A 12,165-nucleotide genomic window follows, 5' to 3' on the forward strand; every position below is an offset into this window, starting at 1 on the left:
TGTTTTTCCATTGGCGTACGTAGTTTCTTAATGATTCTACTTCTTATTAAGTTAAATTTTTCAAAATAAAACACTACTCAATTGTCTATAAAACAAAACAATTGAGTAGTGTTTACAGAATTTATTTTATTTTTCCTTACTCCGTAATCAGCGTATGAATCAGCTTCGGCACCTCTACCTCCGCTGCGATGCAGATGTTGGCATATACTTTTACGATCACTTCATCGACGTTCTCGCGGTTGGCATAGAGCGTGACAAGTGGTTCGCTTTTTTCTACCTTGTCGCCGACCTTTTTGCGGAGCATGATGCCGACAGCTAAATCAATTTAGTCTTCTTTTGTGGCGCGTCCGGCACCTAACAGCATCGCTGCGACACCGATTTCGGAGACGACACCCGCTTCTTTTGCTGGCACATCAATGTGATAAGCCGCTTGCGGAAGCTTAGACGGATCGTCAACAATCGAGCTGTCACTGCCTTGTTTTTTCAAGAAATCTTTGAACTTCTCAAGCGCTTTGCTGTTTTTCATAACCTCTTCCAGCTTGGGTCTAATGTACCTGCTTTTTTCGCAAACACGACCATTTGGCTGCCGAGTGTTAAGACAAGCCCATTAAGGTCTTCAGGGCCTTCGCCTTTGAGCGTGTCAATCGCTTCTTTCACTTCAAGCGTATTTCCGATCGCAAAGCCGAGCGGCTGGGACATATCAGAGATAACAGCCATCGTTTGGCGGCCGACTTTGTTGCCGATTCATACCATTGCTTTCGCGAGTTCAGCGGCATCTTCTCCCGTTTTCACGTCAAGCACGATCGCGTCCGCACTGGCAGCGATTTTTTTGCTCATAATGGAGCTAGCGATAAGCGGGATGGAATTCACCGTGCCCGTTACATCACGCAGGGCGTACAGTTTTTTATCTGCCGGCGTTAAATTTCCGCTTTGGCCGATGACGGCAACCTTGTCGCGATTCACAAGATTGATAAAGTCTTGTTTCGAAAGTTCCACGTGAAAGAAACCCTTCAATAGCTTCCAGTTTGTCAATTGTTCCTCCCGTATGTCCAAGACCGCGGCCGGAGTTTTTCAAATTCAAACGGATAGGTGATTCCAGCGCGGCTATTGTAAGCTCCGCATGAACTTTAGAAACGGTAAAGATCAGAATGGTGTCAATCTCGGGGTCATGGATCAGGTCTTTGATGCTGCGGACTTTTGGAATGTTGTATGGTGAAGCTTCTATATCACATTACCAATCTGCCATGCTAAAGAATGTAAAAAAACTTTTGACTTCTGCGAAATAAACACTTAATATAAAACTCAGTTACTAGTTATCAGAATATTTCAGAATCGAGTGATTCATATATGACATTACACAAAGAACGCCGCATCGGCCGACTGTCTGTTCTTCTTCTGCTCAATGAGTCTGAAGAAAGCAAGCGGGTCGGGGAGCTTGAGCGAGATGGCTGGAAAGTCTGTCTCGGGAAGGTAGGCTCAATGGATGCGCATAAGGTAGTAGCCGCAATTGAAACCGCTTCCAAAAAAGGCGGTGTCATTCAGTCAGAGGGTTATCGTGAATCGCATGCGCTTTATCATGCGACGATGGAGGCCTTACATGGTGTGACAAGGGGTGAGATGCTGCTTGGATCGCTGCTTCGGACGGTCGGTTTGAGATTCGCCGTTCTGAGAGGAAATCCTTATGAAAGTGAAGCGGAAGGTGATTGGATTGCCGTCTCGCTTTACGGAACGATCGGAGCGCCGATTAAGGGACTTGAGCATGAGACATTCGGCGTAGGAATTAATCACATATGAAACAGCCCATAGATCTTAGACGATAGGGGGCTATGCGTGAAATCAGATTTTCACAGCATAGCCCCTTTTTGTATGGGCGCTTTATCAAAGTAAAGACAAAGGAGTTGGGTTTATGGTGACATTAGACGGTTCCTCACTGACAACGGCGGACGTAGCTCGTGTGCTGTTTGATTTTGAAGAGGCAGCGGCTTCCGCAGAAAGCATGGAGCGTGTGAAAAAGAGCAGAGCAGCAGTGGAACGGATTGTTCAGAAAGAAAAAACAATCTATGGCATTACCACCGGTTTTGGAAAATTCAGTGATGTATTGATTCAAAAAGAAGACGCGGCGGCCCTGCAGCTGAATTTAATTCTTTCTCATGCCTGCGGAGTCGGCGAACCTTTTCCAGAGTCTGTTTCAAGGGCTATGCTGCTTTTACGCGCGAATGCACTGTTAAAAGGTTTTTCCGGTGTACGTGCTGAGCTGATTGAACATTTGCTGGCGTTTTTAAATAAACGTGTCCATCCGGTCATTCCCCAGCAGGGATCACTTGGAGCGAGCGGGGATTTGGCTCCGCTTTCTCATCTGGCGCTTGCGCTGATCGGGCAAGGAGAGGTCTTTTTTGAAGGAGAACGGATGCCGACGATGCAGGCGTTGAAAAAAGCTGGTATTCAGCCGGTCACGCTGACGTCAAAAGAAGGGCTTGCCTTGATTAACGGCACACAGGCCATGACCGCTATGGGCGTCGTCTCTTACATTGAAGCTGAAAAACTAGCCTTTCAATCAGAGCGCATTGCCAGTTTAACGATTGAAGGGCTTCGCGGAATTATGGATGCGTTTGATGAAGATATTCACTCAGCCCGCGGCTATCAGGAACAGATTGATGTGGCAGAACGAATCCGCTTTTACCTGTCAGACAGCAAACTGACGACATCTCAAGGCGAATTGCGGGTGCAGGACGCATATTCACTGCGCTGTATTCCGCAGGTGCACGGTGCGACATGGCAGACGTTAGGCTATGTTAAAGAAAAATTAGAGATTGAGATGAACGCGGCCACAGATAACCCGCTCATTTTCAATGACGGTGACAAAATCATTTCAGGCGGAAACTTTCACGGACAGCCGATCGCCTTTGCAATGGATTTTCTAAAGATTGCAACAGCAGAGCTCGCTAATATTGCGGAGCGCAGAATAGAACGGCTTGTGAATCCGCAGCTGAATGATCTGCCGCCATTCTTAAGCCCTCAGCCCGGCTTGCAATCCGGCGCGATGATTATGCAGTATGCCGCGGCCTCTCTTGTTTCTGAAAATAAAACACTGGCCCATCCCGCGAGTGTGGATTCTATTCCGTCATCCGCCAACCAAGAAGACCACGTCAGCATGGGAACCATCGCTTCAAGGCATGCTTATCAAGTCATTGCCAATACGAGAAGAGTGATTGCGATTGAAGCGATTTGCGCGTTGCAGGCTGTCGAATACAGAGGCATAGAAAACGCAGCCTCTTATACAAAACAGCTTTTTCACGAAATGAGAAAAGTCGTGCCATCCATTCAGCAAGACCGTGTCTTTGCTTATGACATTGAGCATTTGAATGATTGGCTGAAGAAGGAATCTTTTTTGCCAGATCAACAGAATCAAGAACTGATGACAAACTAAGGGGGACGAACTTATGACTGATGTAAAAAAATCAATCCGGTCCAACCGGGGAACAGAGCTTGAATGTTTAGGATGGGAACAAGAAGCGGTGCTGCGCATGCTTCGAAATAATCTCGATCCGGATGTCGCTGAGAAACCAGAAGACCTCATTGTTTATGGCGGGATCGGCAAAGCCGCGCGGGATTGGGACGCTTTTCACGCGATAGAACGTTCTTTGAAAACGTTAAAAAATGACGAAACACTGCTCGTTCAATCCGGAAAGCCCGTCGGCATGTTCCGTACCCATCCGCAGGCCCCGCGCGTGCTTTTGGCTAATTCTGTTCTTGTCCCGAAATGGGCGAATTGGGAGCATTTTCACGAGCTTGAGAAAAAAGGCTTAATGATGTACGGACAGATGACGGCGGGAAGCTGGATTTACATTGGCTCACAAGGCATTTTGCAAGGAACCTATGAAACTTTTGCAGAGCTTGCGAGACAGCATTTCGGAGGAAGCTTGAAAGGGACATTGACGCTGACAGCCGGACTTGGCGGGATGGGAGGCGCCCAGCCGCTGTCTGTCACGATGAATGACGGAGTTGTGATCGCTGTTGAGGTTGATGAAAAACGCATCGACAAGCGAATTGAAACAAAATATTGTGATCGAAAAACAGCCTCCATTGAAGAAGCCTTGGCGTGGGCAGAAGAGGCAAAGCAAGCAGGTAAGCCTCTGTCCATCGCCCTTCTCGGGAACGCGGCAGAGGTTCACCATACCCTTCTGAACCGCGGCGTCACCATTGATATTGTCACCGATCAGACGTCTGCCCATGATCCGTTAATCGGTTATGTCCCTGAAGGTTATTCGCTTGATGATGCCGATCACTTGCGGCAAGAAAATCCAGGCCTTTACGTGCGCCTCTCTAAGCAAAGTATGAAAAAACATGTGGAAGCCATGCTGGCATTTCAACAAAAGGGCTCCATTGTATTTGATTACGGCAACAATATCCGGCAAGTGGCAAAAGATGAAGGACTGGATCAGGCTTTTGATTTTCCGGGGTTTGTTCCGGCATACATCCGCCCCTTATTTTGTGAGGGAAAAGGACCGTTCCGCTGGGCGGCACTTTCCGGCGACCCGGAAGACATTTACCGGACTGATGCGTTATTGAAAGAACTGTTCCCGCAAAATGAAGCGCTGCACCGCTGGATCAATATGGCCCAGGAAAAAGTCGCATTCCAAGGCTTACCGTCGCGTATTTGCTGGCTTGGATACGGAGAACGGAAAAAGATGGGCCTTGCCATTAACGAGTTGGTTCGAAATGGGGAACTAAAAGCGCCTGTCGTCATCGGAAGAGACCATTTGGACTGCGGGTCTGTTGCCTCTCCAAACCGAGAAACAGAAGCGATGAAAGACGGGAGTGACGCTGTCGGCGATTGGGCTGTTCTCAATGCACTTGTGAACACGGCTGCAGGTGCAAGCTGGGTTTCCTTCCATCATGGCGGCGGCGTCGGAATGGGATATTCTCTTCATGCCGGTATGGTGGCGGTAGCCGATGGAAGTGAGCTCGCCGACGAACGGCTCGCCCGGGTCTTAACAAGTGATCCTGGAATGGGCATTATCCGCCATGCGGACGCGGGATATGAGCGTGCCGTGGAAGTAGCGAAAAAACAGGACATTATCGTGCCGATGCAAAAATAAAGGAGTGATGACATGGCAAAACAAATTGATACGATTCTCATCAACATTGGACAGCTTTTAACGATGGAAAGCAGCGGTCCCCGCACGGGTAAGAGCATGCAGGATCTTCATGTGATAGAGGACGCTGTCGTCGGCATCGACAATCAGAAAATTGTATTTGCCGGAAAAAAAGGGGCTGAAGCCGAATACGCGGCAGCCGACATCATTGACTGCGGGGGAAGGCTTGTTACGCCGGGACTTGTCGATCCGCATACCCACCTTGTGTTTGGAGGGTCTCGGGAAAAAGAGTTGAATCTTAAGATTCAGGGCATGTCTTATTTGGACATTCTGGCGCAGGGCGGCGGTATTTTGTCCACTGTCAAACATACCAGGGAGGCTTCGGAGGAAGAGCTGCTGCAAAAAGGGCATTTTCACCTGAAAAGAATGCTGTCCTACGGCACAACGACAGCTGAAGTGAAAAGCGGCTACGGCTTGGAGAAAGAAACAGAGTTCAAACAATTGCGCGTGGCAAAAAAACTGCATGAGAGCCAGCCAATTGACCTTGTTTCCACGTTCATGGGGGCTCATGCCATTCCTCCTGAAGATAAGGACAGCCCTGATGAATTTTTGGATCGGATGCTGGAGCTCTTGCCGGAAATAAAAGAGAAAGAGCTCGCTGCATTTGCTGATATTTTTACAGAAACGGGCGTTTTTACAGTCAGCCAATCCCGCCGTTATTTAAAAAAAGCGGCTGAAGCGGGGTTTGGATTAAAAATCCACGCTGATGAAATTGATCCGCTGGGCGGTGCTGAATTGGCAGCTGAGCTTAGAGCTGTCTCAGCCGATCATTTGGTGGGCGCCTCAGATGAAGGCATACAGCAAATGGCTGAATCAGGAACCATCGCCGTCCTCTTGCCTGGCACAACGTTTTACCTTGGCAAACACACATATGCCAGAGCAAGAGACATGATTGATGCGGGTGTACGTGTCAGCTTGGCAACGGACTTTAACCCAGGCAGCTCACCGACTGAGAATATCCAGCTGATCATGTCGATTGCCGCGCTTCATCTGAAAATGACCGCTGAAGAAATATGGCATGCGGTAACAGTCAATGCCGCATATGCTATTGGAAAAGGAGAAGAAGCGGGACAGCTCAAAACCGGACGCACAGCCGATCTCGTCATCTGGGAAGCGCCGAATTACATGTACATCCCGTATCACTATGGAGTAAATCACGTGCATCAAGTCATAAAAGACGGCAAATTGGTTATCAGCAGGGAGGGAGCGGTTCTTGGGTAAATATCCTTTTCTCAAAGAGGCCGGCTCACCGTTCAAAGATCGAGATGTAACCAAAATGAGTGACCTGACGAAAAAATGGGACGGCCAGGTCATTAAGGGGCCGGCGCTGATAGGCGTCCCCCTTTCTAAATCATCCATCAGCCATTCCGGAGCTTCTTTTGCCCCCGGCACAATCCGCCAGGCTCTAGGCAGTACATCCGCCTATTCTGCGGAGCTTGGAGGACATGTCATATCAGACCTTCTTTATGACCTGGGGGATATCGATATTCATGTGACTGATATTGTAAAATCACACGAGCAAATCTATCACACTATGAATGAACTGCTTACTGATCACCCTGATTGGGTGCCGCTTATACTTGGGGGAGATAATTCCATCAGCTATTCCACCATAAAAGCAATCGCACAATTGAAAGGGACAACAGCCGTTTTTCAATTTGATGCCCATCATGACGTTCGTAATACGGAAGACGGAGGGCCGACAAACGGCACTCCCTTCCGCCGGCTATTGGATGAAGACATCATTGAAGGCCAAAACCTGATTCAGCTGGGCATCAGAGAATTCAGCAACAGCTTGTCGTATGAAGAATACGCCAAGAAACATAACGTGGACATACATACGATGGGAATGATTCGTGAAAAAGGGCTTGTCCCAACCATTAAAAACGTCTTGGACACCGTTAAAAGAAGAACAGACTCAATTTTCATATCGGTTGATATGGATGTCTTGGACCAATCCCATGCACCGGGCTGTCCGGCGATCGGTCCCGGGGGCTTATATACCGACGAATTACTTCAAGCTGTCAGGTATATAGCACAAGATCCGCGTGTTGCCGGGATTGAAATCGTTGAGGTCGATCCTACCCTCGATTTTCGAGACATGACCAGCAGAGCCGCAGCGCACGTGATGCTGCATGCGTTAAAAGGAATTAAGCTCGCCCGTCAACATGATCTCCGGCAGATATAAATGGCTGCCGGAGCATTCTTCTGTAAGACAAACTTCATTCAAAAGGAGGAATCCGAATAGTGGATCTTCATAAAAGCAGCGGCCAGCAATTGAAACGCACAATGAAAAGCAGGCACTTATTTATGATTTCATTGGGAGGTGTCATTGGGACAGGGCTTTTTCTCAGTACGGGGTATACGCTAAGCCAAGCCGGTCCCGGCGGTACGATCCTCGCTTACTTAATCGGCGGCTTGATGATGTATCTTGTGATGCAGTGTCTCGGTGAATTATCGGTTGCCATGCCGGTGACCGGTTCCTTTCAAAAGTACGCCACAACATTCATCGGGCCTTCTACAGGCTTTATGGTCGGCATCATGTACTGGGTGAATTGGGTGGTCACGGTAGGTTCAGAGTTTACCGCTTCCGGCATCCTCATGCAGCGCTGGTTTCCTGATAGCAGCGTTTGGATGTGGAGTACGATTTTTGCGGCTATTCTTTTCGCAGCCAATGCGTTTTCAGTCAAATTATTCGCTGAAACAGAATTTTGGTTTTCCAGTGTAAAAATCGTCACCATCCTTTTATTTATCATTTTAGGAGGCGCCGCCATGTTTGGCTTGATCTCATTAAACGGGACGGCTGAAGCTCCTATGTTTTCAAATTTCACAGGTCATGGAGGATTGTTTCCGAATGGCTTTCTCGCTGTATTTATCGCCATGATATCTGTGAGCTTTGCCTTTTCAGGAACAGAATTGATCGGGATTACGGCAGGAGAAACCGCAAACCCAGAAAAAGACATACCGCGATCGATTCGAAATGTTGCTTGGAGAACAGTTATTTTTTTCATAGGCGCCATCTTCGTCTTATCCGGGCTGATTTCATGGAAAGAAGCCGGAGTGATTGAAAGCCCGTTTGTGGCAGTATTTTCGGAAATCGGCATACCTTACGCCGCAGATATTATGAATTTTGTTATTCTAACAGCCTTACTGTCCGTGGCAAATTCAGGCCTGTACGCCTCAACCCGTATGCTGTGGTCTTTAGCTAATGAAAACATGATCAGCTCCCGTTTTAAAAAAATCACAAAGAAAGGCATTCCTCTTAATGCCCTAATGATCAGCATGGCCGTATCCTGTTTATCTCTGATTTCAAGTATTGTGGCGCCTGGAACGGTATATGTGGTGCTGGTAGCGATTGCCGGATTTGCAGGTGTCGTTGTATGGATGAGCATCGCGATGTCGCAAATATTATTCCGAAAAAACTTCCTTAAAAAAGGGGGGAATGTAAACGATTTAATCTTTCGCACACCGCTTTATCCTCTCGTTCCCATCGCCGCTCTTATCTTATGTTTTGCTTCTTGTATAGGTCTCGCTTTTGATCCCAACCAGAGAATCGCACTCTTTTGCGGAATCCCGTGTATTCTCCTATGCTATCTCATCCACTTTTTCAAAAAAAGAACTCTCAATCAAACAAAAGAAGCTGGACAAGAAGAATATCCGATTGATGAAATTCTTTAATAAAAACAGCACATCCCATTAGAACGGGATGTGCTGTTTTTTATTCTTATTCTGTAATCAACGTATGGATCAGCTTCGGTGCCTCTCCTTTTTCCGAGATCCGTATGTTCTCATAGATTTTCTCCGTCACTTGATCGACGTTCTCGCGGTTGGCATAGAGTGTTACCAGCGCTTCGCCTTTTTCAACCTTGTCGCCGACTTTTTTGCGGAGCATAATACCGACGGCCAGGTCGATGTCATCTTCTTTTGTGGCGCGTCCTGCACCTAACAGCATCGCTGCGACGCCGATTTCGTCCGCGACGATTTCGGAGACGACACCCGCTTCTTTCGCAGGAACGTCAATCTTGTAAGCAGCCTGCGGCAATTTTGACGGATCATCAACAACTGAGCTGTCGCCGCCTTGGTTTTTGAGAAAGTCTTTGAATTTTTCAAGGGCTTTGCCGTTTTTCATGACTTTTATCAGTTTTTCTCTTGCTTCATCCAACGTAGCGGCTTTTTTCGCCAAGACGACCATTTGGCTGCCGAGTGTTAAGACAAGCTCGTGAAGGTCTTCAGGGCCTTCGCCTTTGAGCGTGTCAATCGCTTCTTTCACTTCAAGCGCATTTCCAATCGCAAAACCGAGCGGCTGGGACATATCAGAGATAACAGCCATCGTTTGGCGGCCGACTTTGTTACCAATCCGAACCATCGCTTTTGCGAGGTTCACGGCATCTTCATCCGTTTTCATGAATGCGCCTGCGCCAGTTTTGACATCAAGAACGATGGCATCGGCTCCGGCAGCGATTTTTTTACTCATGATTGAGCTGGAAATTAAAGGAATGGAATTAACTGTTCCTGTCACATCTCGAAGGGCATATAGTTTTTTATCAGCAGGTGTTAAATTGCCGCTTTGGCCGATGACAGCAACCTTGTCGCGGTTCACAAGCTTAATAAATTCGTCCTTTGACAGTTCCACGTGAAACCCTTCAATGGCTTCCAGTTTGTCAATTGTTCCTCCGGTATGTCCAAGACCGCGGCCAGACATTTTTGCAACCGGCACATCGAGTGCCGCGACAAGCGGTGCAAGCACAAGTGTTGTCGTGTCGCCAACGCCTCCTGTAGAGTGCTTGTCGACTTTAATGCCTTCAATGGCTGAGAGATCAATCGTTTCGCCAGAGTTAACCATCGCCTTTGTTAAATCAGCGCGTTCCCGGTCTGTCATGTCTTGGAAGAAGATCGCCATAGCGAGCGCACTTGCCTGATAATCAGGAATGCTTCCGTCTGTATAGCCATTGACGAAGAATTGAATTTCTTCCGAAGTGAGTTCTTTTCCGTTTTGTTTTTTTATGATGATATCTACCATTCTCATTGTAATCACCAGTCCTTTTCTATTAAGTTCAGTAAATCAGTCCGACAACGGTTGCTGTTAAGAAGCTGACGAGTGTAGCGCCAAATAATAATTTCAGCCCGAAGCGCGCCACGACGTTTCCTTGTTTTTCATGGAGACCCTTTACAGCTCCGGCGATAATGCCGATGGATGAGAAGTTCGCGAATGACACAAGGAACACGGACACAATCGCCTGTGTACGGCCGCTGAAGTTAAAGCCATCCTGCGCAAGAGCCTGCATGGCAACAAACTCATTCGATACCATTTTGGTCGCCATAATGCTTCCGGCATTAACGGCTTCATTCCATGGGATACCGACGAGGAAAGCGAACGGCGCAAACACATATCCAAGCAATTCTTGGAAAGAAATACCGAGCACAGCGCTGAAAATGCCGTTGATCAACGCAATAATGGCTACAAATCCGATGAGCATCGCCGCTACGACAACCGCCACCTTGAATCCATCCATAATGTACTCGCCGAGCACTTCGAAGAAGGATTGTTTTTCTTCTTCCTGTACCTCAAGCATATCCTCTTCATCCGTTACTTCATAAGGATTAATGATTGACGCAATGATAAATCCGCCAAATAAGTTCAATACAAGCGCCGTCACCACATATTCCGGTTTAAGCAGGGTCATGTAAGAGCCGACAATCGACATCGACACGGTCGACATTGCTGATGCACACAGTGTGTAAAGACGTTGCTTTGGCAGCAGGCCCAGTTGTTTTTTCAAGGAAATAAAAACTTCCGATTGACCCAAAATCGCTGAAGCGACAGCATTATAGGATTCGAGCTTCCCCATTCCGTTAACCTTGCTCAGAGCGAGTCCGATATATTTTACGATAAACGGAAGGATTCTCCAGTGCTGAAGAATTCCGATCAAAGCTGAAATAAACACGATCGGGAGGAGAACACTCATGAAGAACGAGTATTCCTTCACATTCACGAGACCGCCGAATACGAAGTTAACCCCTTCAGCAGCATATAACAACAGGTAACCGAACCCTTTTGCAAAGCCTCCTACGAGAAAGTTTCCGACACCCGTATTCAGGAGAATGTAGCCTAATATAAATTGAAGAATAATCATGACGATAATCGGACGATATTTCACTCTTTTTTTCCCGCTGCTTGCAAGCCAGGCAATCCCCAAAATCACGATTAAGCCGACGATCCCAATTAAGTACTTCATATGTTTTCTCCTTTATTTGTATTCGCTTACAATAATGAATGCTCAGAATGAAGCTAAAGGATATGGCGGAAAGCTTGCCGCTTTCCGCTCATCGCAGCTTGAATTAATAGTTGTCTCCGTTATCTCCGTTCTCTCCGCTCACAATGGACACGCCTGCACTCGCACCGATTCGGCTTGCTCCGGCTGCAGTCATTTGATCAACATCGGCTTTTGTTCTGATTCCTCCTGAGGCTTTTACGCCGATATCAGGGCCGACCGTTTTACGCATTAAAGCAATATCCTCTGCAGTTGCACCGCCTGTGGAGAAGCCTGTTGACGTCTTCACGAAATCCGCTCCTGCTTTTACCGCTAAACGGCACGCGCGCTCTTTTTCTTCATCAGTGAGAAGGCATGTTTCAATGATAACTTTTACAAGAGCTTTTCCGGCAGCCGCTTCGACGACACCGCGGATATCCGCTTCAACAAAGTCGTTTTCCCCATCTTTTAATGCGGCGATGTTAATCACCATGTCCACTTCTGTGGCTCCTTTTGAAATGGCATCCTTTGTTTCAAACGCTTTCGTTTCTGTCGTATTGGCACCAAGCGGAAATCCGATAACCGTACAAACATCAACGCCGGTTCCTGCGAGTTCTTTTGCAGCTAACTGCACCCACGTCGGGTTCACGCAGACGGAGGCGAATTGATATTTCTTTGCTTCTTCTATCAATTTCACAATATCCGCTTTTTGTGTATGCGGTTTCAAAGCTGTATGATCAATTAGATTTGCAGTCATT

9 protein-coding genes and 1 pseudogene are annotated in these 12,165 nt (G+C 47.4%); 6 read left to right on the top strand and 4 right to left on the bottom strand.

From position 1 onward, the window contains the following. Positions 1 to 136: 136 nt before the first annotated feature. Positions 137 to 1,072: pseudogene (locus tag AAHT65_RS05605) on the bottom strand (thymidine phosphorylase); the annotation flags it as partial. Between the two features lie 275 nt (positions 1,073 to 1,347). Between AAHT65_RS05605 and hutP the strand changes: the two are divergent. The 6 genes from hutP (at position 1,348) to AAHT65_RS05635 (ending at position 8,834) form a co-directional block, all read left to right on the top strand. After that, positions 1,348 to 1,794 (top strand): hut operon transcriptional regulator HutP, encoded by a 447-nt coding sequence (gene hutP / locus AAHT65_RS05610; protein WP_003326246.1) that lies wholly within the window; start codon positions 1,348 to 1,350, stop codon positions 1,792 to 1,794. 112 nt (positions 1,795 to 1,906) lie between these two features. Then, positions 1,907 to 3,427 carry a histidine ammonia-lyase gene (gene hutH / locus AAHT65_RS05615; protein WP_268521073.1) on the top strand — a complete coding sequence of 507 codons (1,521 nt, stop codon included), beginning with the start codon at positions 1,907 to 1,909 and terminating at the stop codon, positions 3,425 to 3,427. Between the two features lie 13 nt (positions 3,428 to 3,440). Beyond that, positions 3,441 to 5,099, top strand: a complete 1,659-nt coding sequence (hutU, locus tag AAHT65_RS05620; protein WP_343311109.1) for a urocanate hydratase — start codon at positions 3,441 to 3,443, stop codon at positions 5,097 to 5,099. Positions 5,100 to 5,111: 12 nt separating this feature from the next. After that, on the top strand, positions 5,112 to 6,377 hold the full coding sequence (gene hutI / locus AAHT65_RS05625) for an imidazolonepropionase (protein ID WP_063638277.1): 1,266 nt from the start codon (positions 5,112 to 5,114) through the stop codon (positions 6,375 to 6,377). Continuing rightward, positions 6,370 to 7,344 (top strand): formimidoylglutamase, encoded by a 975-nt coding sequence (gene hutG, locus AAHT65_RS05630; RefSeq protein ID WP_106360252.1) that lies wholly within the window; start codon positions 6,370 to 6,372, stop codon positions 7,342 to 7,344. The genes hutI and hutG overlap by 8 nt, the downstream gene beginning before the upstream one ends. Positions 7,345 to 7,445: 101 nt before the next feature. After that, positions 7,446 to 8,834 carry an amino acid permease gene (locus tag AAHT65_RS05635; RefSeq protein ID WP_233529386.1) on the top strand — a complete coding sequence of 463 codons (1,389 nt, stop codon included), beginning with the start codon at positions 7,446 to 7,448 and terminating at the stop codon, positions 8,832 to 8,834. 46 nt (positions 8,835 to 8,880) lie between these two features. Here AAHT65_RS05635 and AAHT65_RS05640 read toward each other — a convergent pair whose 3' ends face one another. The 3 genes from AAHT65_RS05640 to deoC all read right to left on the bottom strand — a co-directional run bounded on the left by AAHT65_RS05640 (position 8,881) and on the right by deoC (position 12,164). Beyond that, positions 8,881 to 10,182, bottom strand: a complete 1,302-nt coding sequence (locus AAHT65_RS05640; protein WP_343311110.1) for a pyrimidine-nucleoside phosphorylase — start codon at positions 10,180 to 10,182, stop codon at positions 8,881 to 8,883. A gap of 28 nt (positions 10,183 to 10,210) precedes the next feature. Then, on the bottom strand, positions 10,211 to 11,392 hold the full coding sequence (locus AAHT65_RS05645) for a NupC/NupG family nucleoside CNT transporter (RefSeq protein ID WP_327853415.1): 1,182 nt from the start codon (positions 11,390 to 11,392) through the stop codon (positions 10,211 to 10,213). A gap of 103 nt (positions 11,393 to 11,495) precedes the next feature. Beyond that, positions 11,496 to 12,164, bottom strand: coding sequence for a deoxyribose-phosphate aldolase (deoC, locus tag AAHT65_RS05650; RefSeq protein ID WP_343311111.1), 669 nt, complete (start codon positions 12,162 to 12,164; stop codon positions 11,496 to 11,498). Position 12,165: the final 1 nt, after the last annotated feature.

It is taken from the genome of Bacillus atrophaeus, assembly GCF_039519175.1.
GTDB lineage: Bacteria > Bacillota > Bacilli > Bacillales > Bacillaceae > Bacillus > Bacillus atrophaeus.